Consider the following 26,986-nt stretch of genomic DNA (forward strand, 5'->3'; position numbering starts at 1 on the left):
CCCTCTCCTATGGCTAAAATTATCGGCATCATTGTCGTCATCGCAAGTGTGCTCGGAGGGTACGTCCTCTCCCACGGTAAAATCGCCGCACTGATCCAGCCTTTCGAAGTGCTGATTATCGGCGGTGCCGCGTTCGGCGCATTTTTGCAGGCCAACCCAGGCTATATGACCATGCACGTGGTCAAGAAGTCCCTGGGCATGTTCAGCTCGCGCTTCTCCCACACGTTTTATCTGGAAGTGCTGGGGCTGATCTACGAGATCCTCAACAAGAGCCGCCGTGAAGGCATGATGGCGATCGAGGGCGATATCGAAGACGCCGCAGCCAGCCCGATTTTTGCCAAGTACCCGGCAGTGCTCAAAGACGAGCGCATGACCGCGTATATCTGCGATTACCTGCGCATCATGTCCTCCGGCAACATGGCACCCCACGAACTGGAAGGCCTGTTCGACATGGAGTTGTTCAGCCTCAAGGAAGAGCTGGAGCATCCGTCCCACGCCGTGACCGGCATCGCCGACGGCATGCCCGGTTTCGGTATTGTCGCGGCGGTACTGGGTATCGTGGTGACCATGGCGTCCCTGGGCGAGGGCGATCAGGCGGCCATCGGCATGCACGTAGGTGCAGCGCTGGTGGGCACCTTCTTCGGTATTCTTGCCGCTTATGGTTTCTTCGGCCCGCTTGCCACTTCCCTGGCCCATGATGCCAAGGAAGAGATCAACCTCTACGAAGCGATCAAGGCGTGCCTGGTGGCATCGGCGTCGGGCATGCCGCCGTCGCTGGCCGTGGAGTTCGGGCGCAAGGTGCTGTACCCGAAACATCGCCCGAGTTTCTCCGAGCTGGAACAAGCGGTTCGCGGTCGCTAAGCCATGGAAAACAACCAGCCGATCATCATCAAGCGCGTCAAGCGCTTTGCTGCGGGGCACCATGGCGGTGCCTGGAAAATCGCCTTCGCCGACTTTGCCACGGCGATGATGGCGTTCTTCCTGGTGCTGTGGCTGATGTCTACCGCTACGCCAGAACAGAAGATCGCCATCGCCGGCTACTTCAAAGACCCGATTGGCTTTTCGGAAAGCGGCACGCCGTTTGTCATTGACCTGGGCGGCTCGCCGGAACTGGCGCCTGAGCGCACCATCAACCCCGAAGTGCAAACGGAGTCGCCCCAGGAAAAAATCCCGATTGAGCGCGACACCGTCGAGTCCATGGCCGAGCAGGTCGAACAGGAGCGCCTGGAACTGTTGCTGCAGGAATTGCAGAACAAGGTTGAAGAAAACCCACAGTTGCTGAAGTTCAAGGACCAGATTTCCTTCGAGATCACCCCCGAGGGGCTGCGCATCCAGATTACCGATGCGGCCAACCGGCCGATGTTCGACTCTGGCAGTGCGCGCTTGAAGCCGTACTTTGAAGACATCCTGCTGGCCATGGCAGACACCATCAAGGCGGTGCCGAACAAGATCAGCATCAGCGGGCATACCGACGCCAAGCCTTACGCGGGCCAGGGTGATTTCGGCAACTGGGAACTCTCGGCCAACCGCGCCAACGCCGCCCGGCGTGCGCTGGTAGCCGGCAGCTACCCGGACCCGCAAGTGGCGCGCGTGGTGGGCTTTGCCTCCTCGCAGCTGTTTGATTCCAAAGACCCGTTCAACCCGGTCAACCGCCGTATCGACATCGTGGTGCTGACCAAAAAAGCCCAGCGTGCGATTGAAGGCGATCAGCCCCCGCCACCGGCACCGACCCAGGGCGAGGGCGCGCCAGGCGAAGTGCCGGCCGACCCCAACGCGCTACCGCCGGAGCAGGAGCCGCTGCCGGCCCATGAGCTGCGCCAGAAGCTGAACCTGTTTGATGATGGTGGCGTCAAGGACCCTACGGCGCCTGCACCGAAGTCGTAAGCTCCAGATACAACAAGGCCGCGATGATCGCGGCCTTGTTGTATCTGTCACTGTAGGAGCGAGCTTGCTCGCGAAAAACGTCAACGATAACGCGTGTATCAAGGATGCCCGCGTTGCGCTTGAGGCCTTCGCGAGCAAGCTCGCTCCTACAGAGGAGGGGGCAGCTTAGTAGCTGCTCTCGGGCAAGCTCGCAATAATCGACCGATAGCTGTTCATCCGCTGCTGCTGCACGCGCCCATCTTCCAGTGCCTTGAGCAACGCACAACCCGGCTCGCGGTCGTGTTTGCAGTCACGGAAGCGGCAGGTGCCGATCAGGTCGTTGAACTCAATGAAGCCCGCTTCCACATCGCTGCGGCTGACGTGGCCCAAGCCGAATTCACGAATACCCGGTGAGTCGATCAACTCGCCGCCGCCCGGGAAGTGGAACAACCGCGCGGTGGTGGTGGTGTGGGTGCCCTGGCCGGACAGCTCCGACAGCGGGCCCACACGGGTTTCGACTTCCGGCAACAGGCTGTTGACCAGCGACGACTTGCCCACGCCAGACTGGCCGACGAACACGCTGATCCGCCCGTCCAACTGCTGCTGCAGCTGTTCCATGCCGTTGCCGTGGTGAGCCGACACTTCCAGCACCGGGTAGCCCAGGGTGCGGTAGACCGCCAGCAATGCATTGAGCGCCAGGGCGTTCTGCTCGTCGATCAGGTCGAATTTGTTCAGCAGCAGCAACGGGCGGATGCCGGCATGCTCAGCCGCGACCAGGTAGCGGTCGATCAGGTTGGCATGGGGCTCGGGCAGCGGCGCGAACACGATCACGATCATGTCAACGTTGGCCGCCACCGGCTTGAGCTGCCCACGGCTGTCGGGGCGGCGCAGTTCGGTGCTGCGCGGCAACTGGGCGACGATAACGCCGATGCCCTGGTTGCCGGCACGCCACACGACTTTATCGCCGGTGACCAGCGCAGGCAGGTTGGCGCGCAAGTGGCAACGGAACACCTGGCCTGCGAGTTCGCCTTCGAGCGCCTCGACTTCGACCTGCACACCAAAGTGCGCGATCACCAGGCCCGTTTGTTCGGGGCCCAGGTCGCCGCCCTCGAGCGCTTCCACGGCGGAGGATTCACGTTTGGCGGCGCGGGCGGCGCGTTCACCTTGAATCTTTTCGATGCGCCAGTTTTGGCGACGGTTGAGCTGGCGTTTGGCCATTGGTGTTCCGTGTCGATAATGCAAAAGTTGGGTAAAACGGTCGCGAGTCTAGCACGCCCCCGCCTGCTAAACTGCCCGGCTACGCCAAGGTGCCAAGAGAATCAAGCCATGCAAAACCCACAGAACCTGATTTGGATCGATCTGGAAATGACCGGTCTGAACCCCGACACCGATGTCATCATCGAGATGGCGACCATTGTCACCGACAGCAACCTCAACACCTTGGCCGAAGGCCCGGTGATCGCCATCCACCACAGCGACGCCGTGTTGGCCACCATGGACGAGTGGAACACTCGCACCCACGGTAACTCCGGCCTGACCCAGCGCGTGCGCGACAGCCGCATCAGCATGGCCGAAGCCGAAGCCGAAACCATCGCCTTCCTGGAAAAATGGGTGCCCAAGGGCAAGTCGCCGATCTGCGGCAACAGCATCTGCCAGGACCGTCGCTTCCTTTATACGCACATGAAGGGGCTGGAAAGCTACTTCCACTACCGCAACCTCGACGTGTCGACCTTGAAAGAACTGGCTGCGCGCTGGGCGCCGGAGGTCAAAGACAGCTTCCATAAGGGCAGCACCCATTTGGCGCTGGATGATATTCGCGAGTCGATTGCCGAGTTGCAGCATTACCGCAAGCATTTCATCAAGGCTTGATTCTGCGGCGGCATTGGAGGCGCCATCGCAGGCAAGCCAGCTCCCACATTTGACTGCATTCGCAAATCCAAAGTGTGGGAGCTGGCTTGCCTGCGATGCAGGCGACGCGGTTTATCGCCAAACGCCCCCTTTTGGTGCCCTCGGCAAATGATTAGACTGCCGGCCTCTCTGTCAGGATCGCCATCATGTTGCTGATGCTCTACCTTGTCGCCATTACCGCCGAAGCCATGACTGGCGCTCTGTCCGCGGGTCGGCGTGGCATGGACTGGTTTGGCGTGGTGCTGATCGCTTGCGTGACGGCCTTGGGCGGCGGTTCGGTGCGTGATGTGCTGCTCGGCCACTACCCGCTGACCTGGGTCAAGCACCCGGAGTACCTGGTGCTGACCTCTGTTGCGGCGTTGGTGACGATCTTTATCGCGCCCTTGATGCGCCACCTGCGCTCGCTGTTCCTGGCGCTGGATGCGGTGGGGCTGGTGGCCTTCACCCTGATCGGCTGCATGACCGCCCTGGAGATGGGCCATGGCATGTTGGTGGCGTCGGTCAGCGGGGTCATCACCGGGGTATTCGGCGGCATCCTGCGGGATATCTTCTGTAACGACATCCCGCTGATCTTCCGCCGTGAGCTATATGCCAGCGTGTCTTTCCTGGCCGCGTGGTTCTACCTGCTGTGTCTGTACCTGGAGCTGCCCAGCGAGCAAGCGATTCTACTGACGCTGTTCAGTGGCTTCCTGTTGCGCCTGCTAGCGATCCGTTTTCACTGGGAAATGCCCAAGTTCGTCTACAACGACGATGTGCACTAGCGCGCAGCGTGTTGCTCCAGCGCCCACTCCACGTGTTCGCGTACCAACTCCGACGGGTAGTCCCGCCGCGCCTTCAAGGCTTCCAGCACTGGAATGCTGGAGGGCGCATTGCCCAGGCCCACCGCCAGGTTGCGTAACCAGCGCTCATAACCGGCGCGGCGCAGGGGCGAGCCCTCGGTGCTGCTGAGGAATTTATCCTCGTCCCACATAAACAATTCGGCCAGTTCAGCGTTATCCAGATTGTGCCGTGGCTTGAAATCGCTTTCGGCGGTGGGGCGGGCGAAACGATTCCACGGGCAAACGATCTGACAGTCATCGCAGCCAAATACCCGGTTACCAATCAGTGGGCGCAGGTCTTCGGGGATGGCACTCTTGAGTTCGATGGTCAGGTACGAAATGCAGCGTCGCGCGTCCAGCACGTAAGGGCCGACGAAAGCGTTGGTGGGGCAGATGTCCAAGCACGCTGTGCAGCGGCCGCAGTGTTCGGTTGCGTGGGGTGGGTCTACCGGCAACGGTAAATCGACAAACAGCTCGCTCAAGAAGAAATAACTACCAGCCTTGCGGTTGAGCACCAGGGTGTTTTTACCGATCCAGCCCAGGCCCGCTTGTTCGGCGATGGCTTTTTCCAGGACGGGCGCGCTGTCGACAAAAGCGCGAAAGCCAAACGGCCCGATCTGCGCCTGGATACGGTCGGCCAGTTGCTGCACGCGTTTGCGGATCAGCTTGTGGTAATCGCGGCCCAGGGCGTAGCGCGAGATGTAGGCTTTTTCTGGCTGGGCCAGCAAATGCGCCATTTGGGTGTCGCCGGGCAGGTAGTCCATGCGCAGTGACACCACGCGCAAGGTACCGGGCACCAGCTCGTCCGGGTGCGAGCGTTTGCTGCCGTGGGCGCCCATGTATTCCATCTCGCCGTGGTAGCCCGCGTCGAGCCAGCGTTGCAGGTGCTGTTCATGCTCAGCCAGGTCGAGGCCGCTGATGCCCACTTGTTGAAAGCCCAGCTCGCGACCCCAGTCTTTGATCGATTGGGCGAGGGCGGGCAGATCGGAGGTAATAGCAGGCATGAGACACGGGAAACCACAGGTTAGATGCGTATAATTCTGCCAGACATCGGAGCTTGAAGACGCATGCCTCAGACAAAACACCCAATTACCGACGTTCAGCTGTTGTTGCCCGGCCATTTGCCGCAACTGGCTGCGCGTTCCCCGGACGCCCATAAGGGCCAGTTCGGCCACTTGCTGGTCATCGGTGGTGACCGTGGCTTTGGCGGCGCGGCGTTGCTGAGCAGCGAAAGTGCCCTGCGCAGCGGCGCCGGCATGGTCTCGCTGGCGACGCGGCCGGAACATGTGCCGGCTGCTCTGGCTCGGCTGCCGGAGGTCATGGCCGTTGGCGTGAGTTCGGCCAACCAGTTGATGGGCCTGCTGGAAAAAATCTCGGTGATCGTCATTGGCCCAGGCCTGGGCGATGCCGCCTGGGGCAAGAGCCTGTTGTCGGTCGCGGCCAATGCCAGCCAGCCGCAGGTTTGGGATGCCGATGCGCTCAATCAGCTCGCCACCGGCAGCGTCAGCCTTCCGGCCAATAGTGTGATTACCCCGCATCCGGGCGAAGCTGCGCGTTTGTTGGGGCTATCGACAGCCGAGGTTCAGGCAGATCGCCTTAAGGTGGCGCGCGCGTTGAGCCACAAATTCAATGCAGTGGCTATCCTCAAGGGTGCTGGCAGTTTGATTGCCAGCCCGGATGGGCGCGTGTCGCGGTGTGATCAAGGCCACCCGGCGATGGCAACAGCGGGGCTCGGCGATGTGCTGGCCGGCCTGGTCGGCGCACTATTGGCTCAGGGGATGCCCGCGTACGAAGCGAGCTGCCTGGCCGTGTGGTTGCACGCGACCGCCGGAGACCGCCAGGGCAGTTTTGGTCGCGGCTTGGCTGCCAGCGACCTGATCCCCGCCATTCGTCAATTGCTGGAGGAGCAGTCGCCGTGCCTGAAGTAATTCTTTTTTTGGCAGATGAAGAGGCCATGGTCGCGTTGGGTCAGCGTATTTCGCAGGTCACGCAAGGGGCCGGGTTGATCTTTCTCGAGGGCGACCTGGGCGCAGGTAAAACCACCCTGTCCAGGGGAATTATTCGCGGCCTGGGCCATACCGGCGCGGTAAAAAGCCCGACGTTCACGTTGGTCGAGCCCTACGAGATCGGGGATGTGCGCGCCTTCCACTTCGACCTCTATCGCCTGGTCGATCCGGAAGAGCTGGAGTTCATGGGCATCCGTGATTACTTCGACGACGATGCGTTATGTCTGATCGAGTGGCCAAATAAAGGCACAGGCTTTTTGCCAAAGCCGGACCTGACCATTACCATTACGCCGCATGAGCACGGACGTCAGCTGAAGTTGTTGCCCCAGAGCCCACGCGCTGAGTCGTGGTGTGCTGCTCTGGCATTGGAATTCAAATAATTGGTGGGGTTAGGTATGCGCTTTCGCGCGTTGGTTGCTGTCGTGGGGGTGTTGCTTGCGGCAATGACTGTCAATGCTCTGGCTGCTTCACAGGTGAAAAGTGTTCGCCTGTGGCGAGCGCCGGATAACACGCGACTGGTGTTCGACCTGTCTGGCCCGGTCCAGCACAGCGTCTTTACCTTGACGGCGCCTGATCGCCTGGTGATCGACATCAACGGTGCCAGCCTGGCCGCGCCGCTGAAAGTCTCCACCGCCAACACACCCATTACCGCCATGCGCTCGGCCCAACGTACGCCGACCGACCTGCGTGTGGTCATCGACCTGAAAAAGGCCGTGACCCCCAAAAGCTTCTCCCTGGCGCCCAACGCCCAGTACGGCAACCGCCTGGTGGTCGACCTGTTCGACAACCCCGCCGACGCCGCACCGCCGCCTGCGCCAACGCCGAGCGTGGCGACGGTGCCTGCAGTGCCGGTCAACCCTTCGCAACCCCAGGTCAAGCTGCCACCGCCACCGCCTGCACCGGCCGGCAAGCGCGACATCATCGTGGTGATCGACGCCGGCCACGGTGGCGAAGACCCGGGGGCTTCCGGCTCCCGCGGCCAGCATGAGAAAGACGTGGTGCTCGCCATTGCCCGTGAGCTGCAGCGCCAGGTCAACGGCATGAAAGGCTACCGCGCCGAACTGACCCGCACCGGTGACTACTTCATTCCGTTGCGTGGCCGTACCGAAATTGCCCGTAAGAAGGGCGCGGACCTGTTCGTGTCCATTCACGCCGACGCCGCGCCTTCAACCGCTGCGTTTGGCGCCTCGGTATTTGCCCTGTCGGATCGCGGCGCTACCTCCGAGACCGCGCGCTGGCTGGCCGACAGTGAAAACCGTTCCGACTTGATCGGCGGGGCCGGTAACGTGTCCCTTGATGACAAGGACAAGATGCTCGCAGGCGTACTGCTCGACCTGTCGATGACCGCTTCGCTGACCTCCAGCCTCAACGTGGGCCAGAAAGTCCTGAGCAATATCGGCCGTGTGACCTCGCTGCACAAACAGCGCGTGGAACAAGCCGGGTTCATGGTGTTGAAGTCGCCGGATATTCCGTCGATCCTGGTGGAAACCGGGTTTATCTCCAACGCCAACGAAGCGTCGAAACTGGCCAGCGCCAGCCACCAGCAAGCGCTGGCGCGCTCGATCAGCGCCGGTGTGCGCCAGTTCTTCCAGCAGAACCCGCCGCCGGGCACCTATATTGCGTGGCTGCGCGACTCCGGCAAAATCGCCCAGGGCCCGCGTGACCATCGTGTGCAACCCGGTGACACCGTTGCCATGCTGGCCGTGCGTTTCCAGGTCACGCCTGCAGCCTTGCGCAGCGCCAATAACCTGAAGACCGATGAGTTGAAGATCGGCCAGGTGTTGACCATCCCCGGCACTTCGTTGGCGGCGCAGTAATGAGCGAATCCACCTTGAACAGCGGCTCGCGCATTGAATTGCTCAGCCCGCGCCTTGCCAACCAGATCGCTGCGGGTGAGGTGGTTGAGCGCCCGGCGTCGGTGATCAAGGAATTGCTGGAAAACAGCATCGACTCCGGTGCCAAACGCATCGATGTCGATGTGGAGCAGGGCGGCGTCAAGCTGCTGCGGGTACGTGACGATGGCAGCGGTATCTCTTCGGATGACCTGCCCCTGGCCCTGGCCCGTCACGCCACCAGCAAGATCCGCGACCTGGAAGACCTGGAGCGGGTCATGAGCCTGGGCTTTCGCGGTGAGGCCCTGGCCTCCATCAGCTCCGTGGCCCGCCTGACCCTGACCTCCCGCACCCGCAGCGCCGAGCAAGCCTGGCAAGTGGAAACCGAAGGCCGCGACATGGCGCCTCGGGTCCAGCCGGCGGCGCATCCGGTGGGCACCTCGGTGGAAGTGCGCGACCTGTTCTTCAATACCCCGGCGCGGCGCAAGTTCCTCAAGGCCGAAAAAACCGAATTCGATCACCTGCAAGAAGTCATCAAACGCTTGGCGTTGGCGCGTTTCGATGTGGCCTTTCACCTGCGTCACAATGGCAAGACCATCCTCAGCCTGCACGAAGCCAACGACGACGCCGCCCGTGCTCGGCGGGTGGCGGCGGTGTGTGGCAGCGGTTTCCTGGAGCAGGCGCTGCCGATTGAGATCGAGCGCAATGGCTTGAGGCTGTGGGGCTGGGTCGGGTTGCCGACGTTCTCACGCAGCCAGGCCGACTTGCAGTATTTCTTTGTGAACGGCCGTGCGGTACGCGACAAACTGGTGGCCCACGCGGTACGCCAGGCTTATCGCGATGTGCTGTTCAACGGGCGACACCCCACCTTTGTGCTGTTCTTTGAGGTTGACCCTTCGGTGGTCGACGTCAATGTACACCCGACCAAGCACGAAGTGCGCTTCCGTGACGGGCGCATGGTGCATGACTTCCTCTATGGCACGCTGCACCGCGCCTTGGGCGACGTGCGTCCGGATGATCAGTTGTCCGCGCCGATTGTCACGGCGGTGGTGCGGCCGAGCGGTCCGGAAGCCGGCGAGTTCGGCCCCCAGGGTGAGATGAGCCTGGCGGCCAACTTGCTGCAATCGCCACAGGCACAGCCAGCCTATACGGCGCCAAACTCCGGTGCCGGTGCGGGTTATCAGTATCAGTACACGCCGCGCCCGCAATCGACGGTGCCGGTGGCCGAGGCCCAGGCGGCGTACCGTGAGTTTTTTGCGCCGCTGCCGGGTGCCGAGCCGGGCGCTGCTGTGGCGTTGCCCGAAGGCGGTGGTGATATTCCGCCGCTGGGCTATGCCCTGGCGCAGCTCAAAGGCATTTATATCCTCGCCGAAAACGCCCATGGCCTGGTTCTGGTGGACATGCACGCCGCCCATGAGCGGATCATGTACGAGCGCCTGAAGATCGCCATGGCCAGCGAAGGCCTCAGCGGCCAGCCGCTGCTGGTGCCCGAATCCCTGGCGGTGAGCCAGCGTGAAGCCGACTGCGCAGAAGAACATCACAGTGTGTTCCAGAAGCTGGGCTTCGAGTTGCAACGCCTGGGCCCGGAAACCCTGGCGATCCGCCAGATTCCCGCGCTGCTCAAGCAGGCCGAGGCCAACCGCCTGGTGGCCGACGTGCTGGCAGACCTGATGGAGTACGGCACCAGTGATCGTATCCAGGCGCATATCAACGAATTGCTCGGCACCATGGCCTGCCACGGCGCCATCCGCGCCAACCGCCGCCTGGCCCTGCCGGAAATGAACGGCCTGCTGCGCGACATGGAAAACACCGAGCGCAGCGGTCAATGCAACCATGGCCGACCGACCTGGACCCAGATGGGCCTGGACGATCTGGACAAACTGTTCTTGCGCGGCCGCTGATGAGCGCCTTGCCCCCCGCCATCTTCCTGATGGGCCCCACGGCCGCTGGCAAGACCGACCTGGCCATCGAGCTGACCAAGGTGCTGCCTTGCGAGCTGATCAGTGTCGACTCTGCCCTGGTTTACCGGGACATGGATATCGGCACTGCCAAGCCGTCGAAAGCGCTATTGGCCCAATATCCGCACCAGTTGATCGACATCATCGACCCGGCGCAGAGCTATTCGGCGGCGGACTTTCGCACCGACGCCCTGGCGGCCATGGCCGAGATCACCGCACGCGGCAATATCCCGCTGCTGGTGGGCGGCACCATGCTTTATTACAAGGCGCTACAGGAAGGCCTGGCCGATATGCCGCCTGCCGATGCCCAGGTGCGCGCCGAGCTTGAAGAAGAGGCTGCGCGCCTTGGCTGGCAAGCTCTTCACGACCAACTGGCGGCGGTAGACCCGGTGTCTGCGGCACGTATTCACCCCAATGACCCCCAGCGGCTCACCCGCGCTCTGGAAGTCTGGCGCGTCAGTGGCCAGACCATGACTGAACATCGGCTGAAACAAAGTGCGCAAAGTGCTGATGCAGGCGCATCTGGACAGTCACAATTGCCCTATACTGTGGCGAATCTGGCCATCGCTCCGGCAAACCGCCAGGTGTTGCATGAACGAATTGCACAAAGATTCACACTAATGTTGGAACAGGGGTTTGTGGACGAGGTCGTAGCATTGCGTTCAAGAGGCGACCTGCATGCAGGGCTGCCTTCGATACGTGCTGTAGGCTACCGCCAAGTCTGGGATCATCTGGATGGCAAGCTGACGTCAGCCGAAATGCAGGAGCGCGGCATCATTGCCACGCGCCAATTGGCGAAGCGCCAGTTCACCTGGCTGCGCAGCTGGAGCGATTTGCACTGGTTGGACAGCCTGGACAGCGACAATCTGTCACGCGCCTTGAAATACTTGGGAACGGTCTCCATATTGAGCTGAGTCCTTGCAATTGCCGTCTATCCTTGGGGGTGTGACGGCCATAAGCTATCTATTTTCCGATTTTTTATTATTGATCCTTAAAGGAGTGCGGCACATGTCAAAAGGGCATTCGCTACAAGACCCTTACTTGAATACTTTACGTAAAGAGAAAGTTGGGGTTTCCATCTATCTGGTCAACGGTATCAAACTGCAAGGTACGATCGAGTCGTTCGACCAATTCGTTATCCTGCTGAAAAACACCGTCAGCCAGATGGTTTACAAGCACGCTATCTCGACAGTCGTTCCAGTTCGTCCAATCCGTCTGCCTAGCGCAGCAGGTGATGAACAGGGTGACGCTGAGCCAGGTAACGCCTGATAGGAGTCTCCTTTGTTCTTTGAGCGCCACGGTGGTGGTGAGCGAGTAATCCTCGTTCACTTGGATGGACAGGACCCTGAGGCGCGCGAAGATCCGCAGGAGTTTCAGGAGTTGGCAAATTCGGCCGGCGCCGAGACCGTTGCGTTTTTTAACGTACCGCGTCATCGGCCAACCGCCAAATACCTGATTGGCAGCGGCAAGGTCGAGGAACTGCGCGACCTGGTTCATGCCGAAGAAGCCGATCTGGTGATCTTCAATCACACCCTCACGCCCAGTCAGGAACGTAACCTCGAACGTGTTTTCGAGTGTCGCGTGATCGACCGTACCGGTCTGATTCTCGATATTTTCGCCCAACGCGCCCGCACCCATGAAGGCAAGCTCCAGGTTGAACTGGCCCAGCTTGACCACATGAGCACCCGCCTGGTTCGCGGCTGGACTCACCTTGAGCGTCAGGGTGGCGGTATCGGCATGCGTGGCCCGGGTGAAACCCAGTTGGAAACCGACCGGCGTCTGCTGCGGGTTCGCCTGCGCCAGATCAAGGGCCGCCTGGAAAAAGTACGCAGCCAGCGCGAACAGTCGCGACGTGGCCGTTCCCGTGCGGATATCCCGACGGTGTCGTTGGTGGGCTACACCAACGCCGGCAAATCCACGCTGTTCAATAACGTGACTAAATCGGACGTGTACGCGGCCGACCAACTGTTTGCCACCCTCGACCCGACCCTGCGCCGTCTGGACATCGATGACCTGGGGCCGATTGTGCTGGCCGATACCGTGGGTTTCATTCGCCACCTGCCCCACAAGCTGGTCGAGGCATTTCGGTCTACGCTCGAAGAGTCGAGCAATTCCGACCTGCTGTTGCACGTGATCGATGCGGCCGAACCGGATCGCATGTTGCAGATTGAACAGGTGATGGTGGTGCTGGGCGAGATTGGTGCCCAGGACTTGCCGATCCTCGAGGTCTATAACAAACTCGATTTGCTTGAGGGCGTTGAGCCACAGATCCAGCGCGACGAGAACGGCAAGCCCCAGCGGGTCTGGCTGTCGGCGCGAGATGGCAGTGGCTTGGAGCTGCTTGAACAAGCCATTGCCGAATTGCTCGGCAGCGATTTGTTCGTCGGCACCTTGCGCTTGCCGCAACGTTTTGCTCGACTGCGTGCACAGTTTTTCGAGCTGGGCGCGGTACAGAAAGAAGAACACGACGAAGAAGGTGTCAGCTTGCTGGCTGTTCGATTGCCACGCTCGGAACTCAATCGGCTGGTCAGCCGAGAGGGTGTTGTACCGGCAGAGTTCATCGAACAACACACTTTGCAATAAAAGCCTGAGAAAGCGGTTGTGCCGCAGTAGCAGGCATTCTGTAGCATTGGTCGGCGCGCCGTGGGTGCGTCTTTGCTTTATCAGATGGAGAGCGCTATGGCTTGGAATGAGCCGGGTGGCAACTCGAATAATCAGGATCCTTGGGGTGGTAAGCGCCGCAATAATGGCGACCGCAAGGGGCCACCGGATCTCGACGAGGCCTTCCGAAAGCTGCAGGAAAGCCTGAATGGGTTGTTCGGTGGTGGGAAAAAACGTGGTGGTGACGACGGCGGTCGCACAAGCAAGGGCGGTGGCTATGGCCTGCTGGGCCTGGGTCTTGTCGTGCTGGCGGCCGTATGGCTCTACAGCGCCGTGTACGTGGTGGACGAGCAGGAGCAAGCCGTGGTGCTGCGCTTCGGCAAGTACTACGAGACTGTCGGCCCGGGCCTGAATATCTATTTCCCGCCGATCGACAAGAAGTACATGGAGAACGTGACGCGTGAGCGTGCGTACACCAAGCAGGGCCAGATGCTGACCGAAGACGAGAACATCGTCGAAGTGCCGCTGACCGTGCAGTACAAGATCAGCAACCTGCAAGACTTCGTGCTGAACGTTGATCAGCCGGAAATCAGCCTGCAGCACGCAACCGAAAGTGCCCTGCGCCACGTGGTGGGTTCCACCGCCATGGACCAGGTGCTCACCGAAGGTCGTGAGTTGATGGCCAGCGAAATCAAGGAGCGTCTGCAACGCTTCCTCGACACTTACCGCACCGGTATCACCGTTACCCAGGTGAACGTACAGAGCGCAGCGGCACCGCGTGAAGTGCAGGAAGCCTTTGACGACGTGATCCGTGCCCGTGAAGACGAGCAGCGTTCGCGCAACCAGGCTGAAACCTATGCCAACGGCGTTGTGCCGGAAGCCCGTGGTCAGGCCCAGCGCATCCTTGAAGATGCCAACGGTTACCGCGATGAAGTGGTCTCCCGCGCCAAGGGTGAGGCAGATCGTTTCACCAAGCTGGTTGCCGAGTACCGCAAGGCACCTGAAGTGACCCGCGAGCGTCTGTACCTGGACACCATGCAGGAAGTCTTCAGCAACACCAGCAAGGTTCTCGTGACCGGCAGCAAAGGTGGGCAGAACAACCTGCTGTACCTGCCGCTGGACAAGATGATCGAAGGTGGTCGTAGCGGCACTGGCGCACCGTCCACCGGTTCGAATGCCGCTGCCAACGAAGCGAGCGCCCGCGCGGCCGCTGACTTGCTGCAACAGCAAACACGTACCAGGGAGAGCCGTTGATGAGCAATAAATCGCTGACCGCCCTGATTGTGGGCGTCGTCGTGGTCATCGCTGCCTGGAACTGCTTCTACATCGTCGCTCAGACCGAGCGTGCGGTGCTGCTGCAATTCGGTCGCGTGGTCCAGGCAGATGTCCAGCCGGGCCTGCATGTGAAAGTCCCCTACGTCAACCAGGTGCGCAAGTTCGACGCCCGCCTGATGACCCTGGATGCACCGACACAGCGCTTCCTGACCCTGGAAAAGAAAGCCGTGATGGTTGACGCCTACGCCAAGTGGCGCGTCAAGGATGCCGAGCGCTTCTACACTGCGACTTCCGGCCTCAAGCAGATTGCCGACGAGCGTTTGTCCCGTCGTCTGGAATCGGGCCTGCGTGACCAGTTTGGTAAGCGCACCCTGCACGAGGTGGTATCCGGTGAACGTGATGCGCTGATGGCGGACATCACCCGTTCGCTGAACACCATGGCGGAAAAAGAGCTGGGTATTGAAGTGGTCGACGTTCGCGTCAAGGCCATTGACCTGCCCAAGGAAGTGAACCGCAGCGTGTTCGAGCGTATGAGCACCGAGCGTGAGCGTGAAGCGCGTGAGCACCGCGCCAAGGGTAACGAGTTGGCTGAAGGTATCCGTGCCGATGCCGACCGTCAGCGTCGGGTACTGCTGGCAGAAGCCTACCGTGAGTCTGAAGAGGCGCGTGGTGATGGCGATGCTCAAGCCGCGGCGATCTACGCCAAGGCCTACGGCCAGGACCAGGAGTTCTACGCGTTCTACCGTAGCCTGCGCGCCTACCGTGAAAGCTTCGCGAACAAAACCGACGTACTGGTGCTGGACCCAAGCAGCGACTTCTTCCGCTACCTGGAAAAGTCCAAGTAACCAGCCCGTGATTCTGTAGGGCGCACTCCGTCGGGCGGCTAAAATGCCTGGCGGGGTGATCCTTTCAGAAAACGGGTGTATGATGCGGCAGCCGGGAAATTCCCGGCTTTTTTGCGTCTGCATGTTTGATTCGGCAGGCGTGACAGGTTTTTCGAGGAAAGTGCCCGACGAGGCCGTTTGCAGGCCGTTCGTCACGTCGCTCTTGCGCGTGGTTTATGCAAGGGGCGGGTATTTTCTGCTTCACTCAAGGCTCGGCCGAGGGCTGGCCGCCCGGATCAAAGGGGAATGGCGTAATGGCAACGGTAGACCGCTGGCTGCTGCCAGATGGCATCGAAGAAGTACTGCCACCAGAAGCTGCGCGCATTGAAGTAGCGCGTCGCCAGGTGTTGGATCTGTTCCAGAGCTGGGGTTACGAGTTTGTCGTGACTCCCCATATCGAGTACCTGGAATCCCTGCTGACCGGCGCGGGCCAGGACCTGGATCTGCGCACCTTCAAGGTCATCGACCCGCAATCGGGCCGGCAAATGGGGTTCCGTGCCGACATCACGCCGCAAGTGGCACGCATCGATGCGCACACCCTGCGCCGCGAAGGCCCGAGCCGCCTGTGCTACGCCGGCAGCGTACTGCATGCCCAGCCACGTGCGTTGTCGTCTTCCCGTAGCCCGATCCAGTTGGGCGCCGAGTTGTACGGCGATGCCAGCCCGAGCAGCGATGTTGAAGTGATCAGCCTGATGCTGGCCATGCTGCAACTGGCAGATGTGCCGGATGTGCACATGGACCTGGGCCACGTCGGTATCTACCGTGGCCTGGCGCGCGCTGCCGGGTTGTCCGGTGAAGTGGAGCAACAGTTGTTCGATGCGCTGCAGCGCAAGGCGATCGATGAAGTGATCGCCCTCACCGAGGGTGTGCCTGCTGAGCTGGCTGGCATGCTGCGGGCGCTGGTAGACCTGTGCGGCGGCCGTGAAGTGCTGGTGGCTGCGCGTGAGCGCCTGGCCAATGCGCCGGCACCGGTATTGGCGGCACTGGATGACGTGCTGGCGATTGCCGAGCGCTTGTCGGCGCGGTTCCCGGAGCTGCCGCTGTATTTTGATCTGGGTGAATTGCGCGGCTACCACTACCACACCGGTGTAGTGTTCGCGGTGTTCGTCCCGGGTGTTGGCCAGGCCATCGCCCAAGGTGGTCGCTATGACGATATCGGCGCCGACTTCGGTCGTGCGCGTCCGGCCACTGGTTTTTCCACCGATTTGAAAACCCTGGTGACCCTGGGGCGTGCTGAGGTCGAGCTGCCGTCTGGTGGCATCTGGATGCCCGACAGTACGGACGCAGCGCTCTGGCAGCAGGTTTGCCAGTTACGCCGTGAGGGTCAGCGTGTAGTCCAGGCCTTGCCTGGGCAGCCATTGGCCGCCGCCCGTGAAGCGGACTGCGACCGGCAATTGATTCAGCAGAACGGGCTTTGGCAAGTATCGCCACTGGCTTCTTGAGTTTTCCTGCCGGCCATCGCCGGCACCAAGTTTGCGCGAATGAGGACAAGTGTTATGGGTAAGAATGTCGTAGTCCTGGGCACCCAATGGGGTGATGAGGGCAAAGGCAAGATCGTTGATCTGCTGACCGAACATGCTGCCGCCGTAGTGCGCTACCAAGGTGGCCACAACGCTGGCCACACCCTGGTCATCGATGGCGAAAAAACCGTCTTGCACCTGATCCCGTCGGGTGTCCTGCGCGAAGGCGTGCAGTGCCTGATCGGCAACGGCGTGGTGGTTGCACCTGACGCCCTGCTGCGCGAGATCACCAAGCTGGAAGAGAAAGGCGTACCGGTGCGCGAGCGCCTGCGTATCAGCCCGTCCTGCCCGCTGATCCTGTCCTTCCACGTTGCGCTGGACCAGGCCCGTGAAAAGGCGCGTGGCGAGCTGAAGATCGGCACCACCGGTCGCGGCATCGGCCCGGCCTACGAAGACAAGGTTGCACGTCGTGGCCTGCGTGTGGGCGACCTGCTCAACATGCCGCGCTTTGAAGACAAACTGCGTGAACTGGTGGATTACCACAACTTCATGCTGGTCGGTTACTACAAAGAGCCAGCCATCGAGTTTGAAAAGACCCTGGCCGAGTGCAAGGAATACGCTGAGCTGCTCAAGCCGCTGATGCTGGACGTGACGGCCGAGCTGCACGACCTGCGTCGCGCTGGCAAAGACATCATGTTCGAAGGCGCCCAGGGTTCGTTGCTGGACATCGACCACGGTACCTACCCGTACGTGACCAGCTCCAACACCACCGCTGGCGGCGTTGCGACCGGTTCTGGCGTTGGCCCGATGTTCCTGGACTACATCCTGGGTATCACCAAGGCCTACACCACTCGCGTAGGTTCGGGCCCGTTCCCGACTGAGCTGTTCGACGACGTCGGTGCGCACCTGGCCAAGCAAGGCCACGAATTCGGCGCCACCACTGGCCGTGCTCGTCGTTGCGGCTGGTTCGATGCCGTTATCCTGCGTCGCGCTATCGATGTGAACAGCATCTCGGGCATCTGCCTGACCAAGCTGGACGTACTCGACGGCCTGGAAACCATCAACATCTGCACCGGCTACAAAGATGCTGAAGGTAATGACGTTGCCCCAACCGACGCTGACAGCTACGTGGGCCTGCAGCCTGTGTACGAAGAAGTGCCGGGCTGGACTGAATCGACCGTGGGCGCCAAGACCCTGGAAGAGCTGCCAGCCAACGCTCGTGCTTACATCAAGCGCGTTGAAGCGCTGATTGGCGCGCCGATCGACATTATTTCGACGGGCCCGGACCGCAACGAGACCATCGTTCTGCGTCACCCGTTCGCATAATAAGCTGTTGATGTAACAGGCAAAGGGCTCCTTCGGGGGCCCTTTGTCGTTTCTGCCTGGCAAGCGGCACGACCCTTGCTGTGTTTCCCTCTTTCGAGGTGCTATCAAATTAGTGGCACCCGTGGTGGAGGGATTTCCAGTGTCTGCCGTTCTCTCATTGTTACAAAGCCGTCTGTTGCGGCCGGTGTTCGTTACCCTTGGTATCGCTCTTTTGGTGCAAGTGCTGGTGGCCGTCGCGCTGACGCGGAGCACGGTGACCGCGCTGGAAGCCGATTTGGGCAATCGCCTGGGCATTGATAGCCAGAAGTTGTCTGGCGAGCTGGCCCAGGCTGGCAAGGAAGTCACGTCGAGTTTGGACAGCCTGTCTGCCAGCACGCGCCAGCGTCTGACAGCCGGGCTTTCCACGCGCTTGCAGGAAGAGCAAAAGCAATTGCGTGCGACGTTGGAAAAAGACCTGCAGGACTCCGCCAATGACATGGCGCAACTGCTGGCCTCGGTCGCGCCCCGCGCCATGTGGGATAGCGACGTGCCGACCCTTTCGGAGTTTGCCCGCCGGGCCCAGCGCAACCCCAATGTGCTGTTCGTGGTGTACGACGACGCGGCGGGCGAGCACCTGACCCGATACCTGAACCGCGAAAACCCGATCAACCAGGCCCTGCTGGCAAAGGGCGCGGGGGATCGTGCCCTGGACAAGGTGCTAAACGCGGCCAAGACAGACCCGTCCGTGTATTACGTCGAAGCCTCTATCAGCCCCAACGGTGTGGAAATCGGCAAGGTGCGCATGGGCGTGTCGACCGCAACGGTTGAAGCCGACCTGCAAGCCTTGGATAAGCGCTTTGCCGCGCTGATCGCCAGCGGTGATCAACTGGTGGGCGATAGCCTCAAGGGCGCAGCGGCGGACAGTGCCAGCGCCATGGGCGCCCGGCTGCAATCGGCGCAAGCCACTGCCACGCAAATGACGGCCAACACCGCCAGCGCCGTGCAAGACGCGGCGGGCACCCTGCGCTGGCGCATCGGCATGGGCCTGGCGCTGGTGGGGCTTGGCGTATTGCTGCTGATCGCTATCGTGCTGGGCCGGCGCGTGGTCAATCGCCTGAAGCTGCTGATTGCCGCGATGGATGACCTGGCGGCCGGCGAGGGCGACCTCACCAAGCGCGTGCAGATCAACAGCAAGGACGAAATCGGCGACATGGCCTCGGCGGTCAATCGCTTTGTGGATAAGTTGCAGCCTATCGTGCGGGAGGCGGGTGACGTGGCCCAGCGTACCGGCGTGGAAATCGGCGCCATGACGTTGCGCAACGCCGGCGCCGATGCGGCGGCAGGCTTGCAGCGTGATGAAGTGGCCGAGAGTTTGCGCGCCTTGTCGCAAATGGCCGACGAGGCCCAGGCCGAAAGCCACGCCATGCAGGCGGCTTTGCAGCAGGTGGTGGATATTCGCCAGGCCACGGATGAAAACTCACGGACTTCGGCCGAAGTTGGCAGCTTGATCGAGGCATTGGCGGGGCAAGTGCAGGCCGGCTCCCAGGTGATCGAACGGCTCGCGCAGCAAAGCGAACAGATCGAAGTGGTGTTGACCGTGATCCACGGCATCGCCGAGCAAACCAACCTGCTTGCCCTTAACGCGGCCATCGAAGCGGCGCGGGCTGGCGAGACTGGGCGTGGCTTTGCGGTGGTGGCGGACGAAGTGAGGGCGCTGGCCAGCAAGACTCAAAGCTCCACGGGCGATATTCAGGCGCATATCGTCGCCTTGCAGCAGGGCGCGCGTGAGGCGGTGGAAACCATCGGCAAGGCCGGGCGTCAGGCCAATGAGGGCTTGCTGGTGCTGCGCGATAGCGTGCGCTTGCAGCAGACGGTACAGGCTTCGGTGGAGCAGGTGCATGCGGCGATTGGCCTGGCGACGCGCGCGGCCGAGCATCAGGCCCAGGGTGCGCATGCGGTGCGTGGGCGCGTCGAGGTGATCCATGCCCAGGCCGAGCGTGCGGCGCAGGCGGTGGTGGAGACGACGGCCAGTGGCAAGGTGCTGGATGGGTTGGCGGCGCAGTTGAAGGCGAGTTTGGGGCAGTTCAGGGCTTGAGGTTGTCTGGACGGGCCTCATCGCAGGCAAGCCAGCTCCCACAGTTGACCGAGTTCCAACTTTGGAATGCAGTTGAGTGTGGGAGCTGGCTTGCCTGCGAAAGCGGTTTCAGCGACTCAGATACATCCGCGTCGTAAGCAGATACACCGGCAACCCCGACACCAGAATCAACAACGCCGCATACGGCGCCGCCGCCGCAAATTCCACATTCGAGGTATGCGCCCAGACGGCAGTCGCCAAAGTATTCAACCCGGTCGGGCTCAGCAGCAAGGTCGCCGTCAGTTCCTTCATCGCATCCAGGAACACCAGTGCAAACGCAGCGCCCAACGCCGGGAATATGATCGGCAGGGTAATTCTGCAAAATGCGCTGAACGAAGAGGCGCCGAGCGTGCGCGCCGCCTCTTCCAATTGTGGCGCCGCCTTGTTCAGTGCTGTACGAATCGGTGCCTGTGCCAACGGCAAAAACAGCAGCGCATAAGCAATCAGCAACAACGCCGAGGTCTGGTACAGCGCCGGCACGTAATGCAGGGCGAAATACACCAGGGTCAGCGCAATCACCAGGCCGGGCAGGGCATGCAGTAGATACGGCAAGCGTTCGGCCCAGATTGCCAGTTGGCCTTTGTAGCGCACCACCAGCAGCCCAACCGGCACTGCCAGTACCAGGCACAGGGCGGCGCCGCCCAGCGAGAGCGCCAGGGATGACAGCAGTGCCTCACCGATCTCGGCCATCGGAAACGCTGCCGACGAACCGACTGCCAACCAATACCCGAGCATCCCCAGCGGAATGCCGCTGCCAATGATCGCCAGCGCCAGGCAATACACCTGGCCCAATGGTGCCCACTTGCCCAGTCGAACCTGCTCGGCGTGTCGCGCCGCGCCCTGGCCGATGCGCACGTGTCGGCCTTTACCGCGTACGCGCAACTCCAGCCACAGCAGGGTCAGGCACATCACCAGCAGCACTGCCGAGAGCATCGCCGCATTGGCATTGCTGAATTCCAGTTCGAACTGCTGATAGATCGCAGTGGTGAAGGTCTGCAAGCCGATGATCGACAGCGCGCCGAATTCCACCAGCATGTGCAGTGCGATCAATAGTGAGCCGGCCAGCAGCGATGGCCACAGCAGCGGCAGGGTGATGCGAAAGAACACGCCCCAGCGGTTGAGCCCCAGGGTGCGGGCCGATTCTTCCAGGGAAGGGTCAAGGTTGCGCAGTGTGGCCGCCACCGGCAGAAACACCAGCGGGTATTTGGACAGGCTCATCACCAGGATCGCGCCGCCGAGCCCCTCGAACTGGGCACTCAGCGACACCCAGGTAAAACTGCTGACGAACGCCGGCACCGCAAACGGCAGGCACAGGATCACACCCCAGATGCGCCGTCCTGGCAGATTGCTGCGTTCCAGCAGCCACGCCAGGGACAGGCCGATCACGCCGCAGGCCAGAGTCACACCGACCATCAGCGCCAGGGTGTTGCGCAGCAGCCCGAATACATACGGTCGCCACAGTAGATGCACCGCCTCCGTCCAGCCCGCTTGCCAGGCTTTGAGCCCGACATAGGCGAGCGGCAACAGGCTCAGGCCAACCAGCAACAGCACGGGCAGCAGCAGCCAGATCGACGGGCGTTTGCGACGGGGGGTGAACCCTGCGACGGAAAGCGATGGGTTCATCAGTTCAGGCCAACGTCACGTTCCAGTTCCAGGGCTTCTTCGGCGTTACCCAGGTCTGCGGGGGTGACCTTCGGTGGCTGCAGCTCGCTAAACGGCTTGAGGCCACGGTTCGATTCCATGCCCTTGCGCAGCGGGTACTCGGCCGAGGTGTTGGTGATCACGCGCTGGCCTTCTTCGCTGGCCATGAATGCCAGCAATTGCTGAGCTTCTTTGGGATGCTTGCTGGATTTGAGTGCGGCCGCAGAGGACACGGTGATCAGGCCACCGGCATCACCATCGGTGAAGTAATGCAGCTTGGAATCCAGATTGGTTTTTTCCTTTTTCAGGGCAAACCAGTAGTAGTTATTCACCAGCACGGTGGCCACTTCGCCGTTTTCCACGGCCTTGAGGGCGACCATATTGTTGCTGTACACCTTGCCGAAGGCGCGCAGGCCGGTCAGCCACTCTTCGGCGGCTTCGCGACCGTGCAGCTTGATGATCGCCACGGCTTGTTCCTGGAACGCGCCGCTGGTGGGCACGAAACCGACCTTGCCTTGCCACTCGGGGCCGGCGAAATCCAGTACCGACTTGGGCAAGTCTTTTTCGGCAATCAGTTTCGGGTTGAAGGCCACGACGCGGGTACGTGCGGTCACGCCCATCCAGTCGCCGTTTTTGCCCACGTAATCCTTGGGCAGCACATCCAGGGTGCTGGCATCGATTTTTGCCAACAGGCCTTGCTCGCCGAGTTTGTTCAGGGGCGGTGATTCTTCGGTGTAGATGACGTCGGCAGGGGAGCGCTCACCTTCTTCGACGACCTGGCTGGCCAGCTGGTTGCTGCTGCCTTTGCGCACGTTGACGTGGATGCCGGTCTTGGCTTCGAAGGCCTTGGCGAGTTCATCGCCGACTTCTTTGTGTTGGCCGTTGTATAAGGTCAGGGAGACCTTGTCGGCAGAATGGGCGGCGGGCGAGAGCAGGGTCAGGCTGAGTAGGGTGAGGGTCAGGCCGCGCAGAAGGGATGTCTTGAGTCGGTTGTCACGGATCATCATCCGAAGTGTTCCTCGCTTATATGCAACAAATCATTGCAAGGATAAACGATAAATCTTCTCAAGTGCGGATGAGGGGGAAATCACTGGGGAAGTTTTCAAACCCCGGAAACGAAAAAACCCGCTTTCGCGGGTTTGATCTGAATTTGGTGCCCAGGAGAAGACTCGAACTTCCACGACCTTGCGATCACCAGCACCTGAAGCTGGCGTGTCTACCAATTTCACCACCTGGGCATTATCTAACAACGTTGCCGCTGTTGATGGGGCGAACTATACGGCGGGGTTTTTGATCTGTAAACCCCTGATTCGAAAAATATAAATCGATTTTTCTTTAAAAATCAAAGGCCTGAAACGAAAAAACCCGCTTTCGCGGGTTTGATCTGAATTTGGTGCCCAGGAGAAGACTCGAACTTCCACGACCTTGCGATCACCAGCACCTGAAGCTGGCGTGTCTACCAATTTCACCACCTGGGCAGCATCAACAACGTTGCCGTCGTCGATGGCGCGCACTATACGGAGCGATATTTGAGCTGTAAACCCCTGCCATGAAAAAAGCCTGGAAAATTTCGCCAGTGGTCGTGCAAGGTGCGCGCCGGGGGTCGCAAAGGGCTTTTAAACGCTTGTTGATACCTGAAATTTCCCGTTTCAATACGCGTATGCCAAACTAACCCGCATATAGACAAGGTGAAAACTCTCTAATGGCCGATTGGCAGTCCCTCGATCCCGAGGCCGCTCGTGAAGCGGAAAAATATGAAAACCCTATTCCTAGCCGCGAACTGATCCTGGCGCACCTCGCCGATCGTGGTTCGCCTGCTAGCCGCGAGCAGCTGGTTGAAGAATTCGGTCTGACCACCGAAGACCAGCTCGAAGCCCTGCGCCGCCGTCTGCGTGCGATGGAGCGCGACGCTCAACTGATCTACACCCGCCGTGGTACTTACGCGCCGGTCGACAAGCTTGACCTGATCCTGGGTCGCATTGCCGGCCACCGTGATGGCTTCGGCTTCCTGATCCCGGACGACGGCAGCGACGACCTGTTCATGAGCCCGGCGCAAATGCGCCTGGTGTTCGATGGCGACCGTGCCCTGGCGCGGGTTTCGGGCCTGGACCGCCGTGGTCGTCGCGAAGGCGTGATCGTCGAAGTGGTGTCCCGTGCCCACGAGTCCATCGTCGGCCGTTACTTCGAAGAAGGCGGCATCGGCTTCGTTGTGCCGGATAACCCGAAGGTCCAGCAGGAAGTGCTGATCACCCCGGGCCGCAATGGCGCAGCCAAGGTCGGCCAGTTCGTCGAGGTGAAAATCACCCACTGGCCTACTGCGCGCTTCCAGCCCCAGGGCGATATCGTTGAAGTGGTCGGCAACTACATGGCGCCGGGCATGGAAATCGACGTTGCCTTGCGCACCTACGATATTCCTCACGTCTGGCCTGAGGCTGTGCTCAAAGAAGCCGCCAAGCTCAAGCCGGAAGTCGAAGAGAAAGACAAAGAGAAGCGCATCGACCTGCGCCATCTGCCGTTCGTCACCATTGACGGCGAAGATGCCCGCGACTTCGACGATGCGGTCTACTGCGAAGCCAAGCCAGGCAAGCTGCGCCTGTTCTCCGGCGGTTGGAAGTTGTACGTGGCGATTGCCGACGTCTCCAGCTACGTGAAGATCGGTTCGGCCCTGGATAACGAAGCCCAGGTGCGCGGCAACTCCGTGTACTTCCCTGAGCGCGTGATCCCGATGCTGCCTGAGCAGCTGTCCAACGGCCTGTGCTCCCTGAACCCGAAAGTCGACCGTTTGGCCATGGTGTGCGAGATGACCATCTCCAAAACCGGCGAAATGACCGACTACCAGTTCTTTGAGGCGGTGATCCACTCCCAGGCGCGCCTGACCTACAACAAGGTCAGCACCATCCTGGAAACGCCGAAGACCAGCGAAGCCAAGGCCCTGCGTACCGAATACGCTGGCGTGGTACCGCACCTCAAGCAGCTTTACTCGCTGTACAAGGTGTTGCTGGGCGCTCGCCATACCCGTGGCGCGATCGATTTTGAAACCCAGGAAACCCGAATTGTCTTCGGCTCCGAGCGCAAGATTGCGGCGATCACCCCGACCACCCGTAACGACGCGCACAAGCTGATCGAGGAGTGCATGCTGGCGGCCAACGTGGCCACTGCCGAGTTCCTCAAGAAGCACGAGATTCCTGCGTTGTACCGTGTGCACGACGGCCCGCCGCCGGAGCGCCTGGAAAAACTGCGCGCCTTCCTCGGCGAGCTTGGCCTGTCCCTGCACAAAGGCAAGGACGGCCCGACGCCGAAGGATTACCAGGCCCTGCTGGCCAGCATCAAGGACCGTCCGGATTACCACGTGATCCAGACCGTGATGCTGCGCTCGCTGAGCCAGGCGGTGTACAGCGCCGATAACCAGGGCCACTTCGGCCTGAATTACGAGGCGTACACCCACTTCACTTCGCCGATTCGCCGTTACCCGGACTTGCTCACGCACCGGGCGATCCGCAGCGTGATCCATTCCAAGCAGAACACCCCGCACGTCAAGCGCGCCGGTGCCATGACCATTCCGAAAGCACGGATCTATCCGTACGACGAAGCGGCCCTGGAACAGTTGGGCGAGCAGTGCTCCATGAGCGAGCGCCGCGCCGACGAAGCCACCCGCGACGTGGTGAACTGGCTCAAGTGCGAGTTCATGAAGGATCGCGTGGGCGAGACCTTCCCAGGTGTGATCACCGCCGTGACCGGCTTTGGCCTGTTCGTCGAGCTGACCGACATCTACGTCGAGGGCCTGGTGCACGTCACCGCCTTGCCGGGTGACTATTACCACTTCGATCCTGTGCACCACCGCCTGGCGGGCGAGCGCACCGGTCGTAGCTTTCGCCTGGGCGATACCGTTGAAGTGCAGGTCATGCGTGTCGACCTCGACGAGCGCAAGATCGACTTCGGCATGCCTGATAAACCGGCTGAGCCTGCGGGTCGCAAAAAGCGTGGTGAAACCACAGCACCTGCGTCCAAAGGCAAAGCGCCCGCCGCGAAAACCACGGCTGAGCCTGCACCTGCCAAGGCCGGTCGTCGTTCTTCCGCCAAGGACAAGGCCCCTGAAGCCTACCGCCCAAGCGACGCCGCGGCGAAAAACGCCGAGCTGCGCAAGAGCCGCGAGTTGAAGCAGCAGTTGCTCAACGAAGCCAAAAGCGGTGGTAAAGCGGCGTCTGGGGGAAAGTCCCAAGGGGCGGAAAAACCGTCGAGCAAGCCAAGTAAACACCGTAAAGGCCCGCCAAAAGCGGGTTCGGCTCCCGCAAAAAGCGGCGGGTCGCGCAAACCTAAGGCCAAGTCATGAGTCTGGAAAAAATCTACGGCGTACACGCCGTAGAAGCACTGCTGCGTCACCACCCCAAGCGCGTCAAGCAGGTGTGGTTGGCCGAAGGTCGCAGCGAGCCGCGCGTACAGGCGCTGGTCGAGTTGGCCACCCAAAACAAGGTTGCCATCGGCCAGGCCGAGCGTCGTGAAATGGACGTGTGGGTCGAAGGCGTTCACCAAGGCGTGGTGGCTGACGTCAGCCCGAGCCAGGTGTGGGGCGAGGCGATGCTCGACGAGCTGCTCGACCGTACCGAAGGTGCGCCGTTGCTCTTGGTGCTCGACGGCGTGACCGACCCGCACAACCTCGGCGCCTGCCTGCGTTCGGCGGATGCTGCCGGTGCGCTGGCGGTGATCGTGCCCAAGGACAAGTCCGCGACCCTGACGCCGGTGGTGCGTAAGGTCGCCTGCGGTGCGGCGGAAGTGATTCCGCTGGTGGCCGTGACCAACCTGGCGCGTACCCTGGAGAAGCTCCAGCAACGCGGCCTGTGGGTAGTGGGCACGGCGGGGGAGGCTGAGGTCAGCATCTATGACCAGGACCTCACCGGCCCGACCATCCTGATCATGGGCGCCGAAGGCAAAGGCATGCGTCGCCTCACCCGTGAGCATTGCGATTACCTGGTGCACTTGCCGATGGCCGGTAGCGTCAGCAGCCTCAATGTGTCGGTTGCGACGGGTGTTTGCCTGTTTGAAGCCCAGCGTCAGCGTGGTGCGAAAGCCAAGGCCAAGCCCAAGAAGTAATTGCAGTGTGGGGGCTCGCCCCAATCCTAATGTAGGAGCGAGCTTGCTCGCGAAAAACTCACAGGCGCCGCGTTCATTCAGGATGGGCGCGTTATCGTTGACGTTTTTCGCGAGCAAGCTCGCTCCTACATTTTTTGTTTGTGGTGCTTGGGGTTGTTCAAATAATCACCAATTACCTTGCGCCGCTTCTCCCCCTTCTCTACAATTGCGCCC

22 protein-coding genes and 2 tRNA genes are annotated in these 26,986 nt (G+C 61.2%); 18 read left to right on the forward strand and 6 right to left on the reverse strand.

The genetic code is table 11. The annotated features are described in order from the left end of the window. The first annotated feature begins 9 nt into the window (after positions 1-9). Positions 10-861: a flagellar motor stator protein MotA gene (motA, locus tag HU731_RS18560; RefSeq protein ID WP_003188041.1), complete on the forward strand. Its 852-nt coding sequence runs from the start codon at positions 10-12 to the stop codon at positions 859-861. 3 nt (positions 862-864) lie between these two features. Next, positions 865-1,884 (forward strand): flagellar motor protein MotB, encoded by a 1,020-nt coding sequence (gene motB / locus HU731_RS18565; protein ID WP_186606520.1) that lies wholly within the window; start codon positions 865-867, stop codon positions 1,882-1,884. Positions 1,885-2,049: 165 nt separating this feature from the next. On the opposite strand, the gene rsgA is transcribed toward motB, so the two are convergent. Continuing rightward, complete coding sequence (gene rsgA, locus HU731_RS18570; protein WP_186606521.1) at positions 2,050-3,081, reverse strand: small ribosomal subunit biogenesis GTPase RsgA; 1,032 nt, start codon at positions 3,079-3,081, stop codon at positions 2,050-2,052. Positions 3,082-3,189: 108 nt separating this feature from the next. On the opposite strand from rsgA, the gene orn reads away from it, so the two are divergent. Together orn and HU731_RS18580 are read left to right on the forward strand one after the other, a co-directional pair. Further along, on the forward strand, positions 3,190-3,732 hold the full coding sequence (gene orn / locus HU731_RS18575; RefSeq protein ID WP_003171343.1) for an oligoribonuclease: 543 nt from the start codon (positions 3,190-3,192) through the stop codon (positions 3,730-3,732). Between the two features lie 182 nt (positions 3,733-3,914). Continuing rightward, a complete protein-coding gene (locus tag HU731_RS18580; RefSeq protein ID WP_169913170.1) occupies positions 3,915-4,532 on the forward strand; it encodes a trimeric intracellular cation channel family protein in 618 nt (205 codons plus the stop codon). Here HU731_RS18580 and queG read toward each other — a convergent pair. Beyond that, positions 4,529-5,593 (reverse strand): tRNA epoxyqueuosine(34) reductase QueG, encoded by a 1,065-nt coding sequence (queG, locus tag HU731_RS18585; protein WP_186606522.1) that lies wholly within the window; start codon positions 5,591-5,593, stop codon positions 4,529-4,531. The two genes, HU731_RS18580 and queG, sit on opposite strands and share 4 nt — an antisense overlap. A gap of 63 nt (positions 5,594-5,656) precedes the next feature. Here queG and HU731_RS18590 point away from each other — a divergent pair, with 63 nt between their 5' ends. The 12 genes from HU731_RS18590 (at position 5,657) to HU731_RS18645 (ending at position 20,005) form a co-directional block, all read left to right on the forward strand. After that, a complete protein-coding gene (locus tag HU731_RS18590; protein ID WP_186606523.1) occupies positions 5,657-6,517 on the forward strand; it encodes an NAD(P)H-hydrate dehydratase in 861 nt (286 codons plus the stop codon). Beyond that, positions 6,505-6,975 (forward strand): tRNA (adenosine(37)-N6)-threonylcarbamoyltransferase complex ATPase subunit type 1 TsaE, encoded by a 471-nt coding sequence (gene tsaE / locus HU731_RS18595; protein ID WP_014716665.1) that lies wholly within the window; start codon positions 6,505-6,507, stop codon positions 6,973-6,975. Before HU731_RS18590 ends, tsaE begins: the two co-directional genes overlap by 13 nt. 15 nt (positions 6,976-6,990) lie before the next feature. Next, complete coding sequence (locus tag HU731_RS18600) at positions 6,991-8,412, forward strand: N-acetylmuramoyl-L-alanine amidase (protein WP_003188054.1); 1,422 nt, start codon at positions 6,991-6,993, stop codon at positions 8,410-8,412. After that, positions 8,412-10,328: a DNA mismatch repair endonuclease MutL gene (gene mutL / locus HU731_RS18605; protein ID WP_032893843.1), complete on the forward strand. Its 1,917-nt coding sequence runs from the start codon at positions 8,412-8,414 to the stop codon at positions 10,326-10,328. The genes HU731_RS18600 and mutL overlap by 1 nt, the downstream gene beginning before the upstream one ends. After that, positions 10,328-11,299: a tRNA (adenosine(37)-N6)-dimethylallyltransferase MiaA gene (gene miaA, locus HU731_RS18610; RefSeq protein WP_003188057.1), complete on the forward strand. Its 972-nt coding sequence runs from the start codon at positions 10,328-10,330 to the stop codon at positions 11,297-11,299. The genes mutL and miaA overlap by 1 nt, the downstream gene beginning before the upstream one ends. A 94-nt stretch (positions 11,300-11,393) precedes the next feature. Continuing rightward, positions 11,394-11,654 carry an RNA chaperone Hfq gene (hfq, locus tag HU731_RS18615; RefSeq protein WP_003188059.1) on the forward strand — a complete coding sequence of 87 codons (261 nt, stop codon included), beginning with the start codon at positions 11,394-11,396 and terminating at the stop codon, positions 11,652-11,654. 12 nt (positions 11,655-11,666) lie between these two features. Then, on the forward strand, positions 11,667-12,968 hold the full coding sequence (hflX, locus tag HU731_RS18620) for a ribosome rescue GTPase HflX (protein WP_003188061.1): 1,302 nt from the start codon (positions 11,667-11,669) through the stop codon (positions 12,966-12,968). Between the two features lie 96 nt (positions 12,969-13,064). After that, positions 13,065-14,240 (forward strand): FtsH protease activity modulator HflK, encoded by a 1,176-nt coding sequence (gene hflK / locus HU731_RS18625; protein ID WP_032893838.1) that lies wholly within the window; start codon positions 13,065-13,067, stop codon positions 14,238-14,240. Beyond that, positions 14,240-15,106, forward strand: a complete 867-nt coding sequence (hflC, locus tag HU731_RS18630; RefSeq protein ID WP_003188064.1) for a protease modulator HflC — start codon at positions 14,240-14,242, stop codon at positions 15,104-15,106. Before hflK ends, hflC begins: the two co-directional genes overlap by 1 nt. A gap of 293 nt (positions 15,107-15,399) precedes the next feature. After that, entirely contained in the window at positions 15,400-16,587 is a 1,188-nt protein-coding gene (locus tag HU731_RS18635) for an ATP phosphoribosyltransferase regulatory subunit (RefSeq protein ID WP_003188066.1), read from the forward strand. A gap of 54 nt (positions 16,588-16,641) precedes the next feature. Continuing rightward, on the forward strand, positions 16,642-17,931 hold the full coding sequence (locus HU731_RS18640) for an adenylosuccinate synthase (protein WP_003188067.1): 1,290 nt from the start codon (positions 16,642-16,644) through the stop codon (positions 17,929-17,931). A 139-nt stretch (positions 17,932-18,070) separates the two neighbouring features. After that, the gene (locus HU731_RS18645) at positions 18,071-20,005 is read left to right on the forward strand and encodes a methyl-accepting chemotaxis protein (protein ID WP_186606524.1); all 1,935 of its coding nucleotides are present in this window, start codon (positions 18,071-18,073) and stop codon (positions 20,003-20,005) included. Positions 20,006-20,113: 108 nt separating this feature from the next. Here HU731_RS18645 and HU731_RS18650 read toward each other — a convergent pair whose 3' ends face one another. From HU731_RS18650 to HU731_RS18665, 4 genes are all read right to left on the reverse strand, one after another. Next, the gene (locus tag HU731_RS18650; protein ID WP_186606525.1) at positions 20,114-21,667 is read right to left on the reverse strand and encodes an ABC transporter permease; all 1,554 of its coding nucleotides are present in this window, start codon (positions 21,665-21,667) and stop codon (positions 20,114-20,116) included. Beyond that, positions 21,667-22,692: an extracellular solute-binding protein gene (locus HU731_RS18655; RefSeq protein ID WP_186606526.1), complete on the reverse strand. Its 1,026-nt coding sequence runs from the start codon at positions 22,690-22,692 to the stop codon at positions 21,667-21,669. The genes HU731_RS18650 and HU731_RS18655 overlap by 1 nt, the downstream gene beginning before the upstream one ends. Before the next feature lie 144 nt (positions 22,693-22,836). Further along, positions 22,837-22,923, reverse strand: a tRNA-Leu gene (locus HU731_RS18660). Positions 22,924-23,076: 153 nt separating this feature from the next. Further along, positions 23,077-23,163 (reverse strand) — tRNA-Leu (locus HU731_RS18665). Positions 23,164-23,387: 224 nt separating this feature from the next. Here HU731_RS18665 and rnr point away from each other — a divergent pair. Both rnr and rlmB read left to right on the forward strand, forming a co-directional pair. Further along, positions 23,388-26,015: a ribonuclease R gene (gene rnr, locus HU731_RS18670; RefSeq protein WP_186608269.1), complete on the forward strand. Its 2,628-nt coding sequence runs from the start codon at positions 23,388-23,390 to the stop codon at positions 26,013-26,015. Then, a complete protein-coding gene (rlmB, locus tag HU731_RS18675; RefSeq protein WP_003188074.1) occupies positions 26,012-26,773 on the forward strand; it encodes a 23S rRNA (guanosine(2251)-2'-O)-methyltransferase RlmB in 762 nt (253 codons plus the stop codon). The genes rnr and rlmB overlap by 4 nt, the downstream gene beginning before the upstream one ends. The last annotated feature ends 213 nt before the right edge of the window (positions 26,774-26,986 follow it).

Source organism: Pseudomonas salmasensis (genome assembly GCF_014268375.2).
In the GTDB taxonomy this organism is placed as follows: Bacteria; Pseudomonadota; Gammaproteobacteria; order Pseudomonadales; family Pseudomonadaceae; genus Aquipseudomonas; species Aquipseudomonas salmasensis.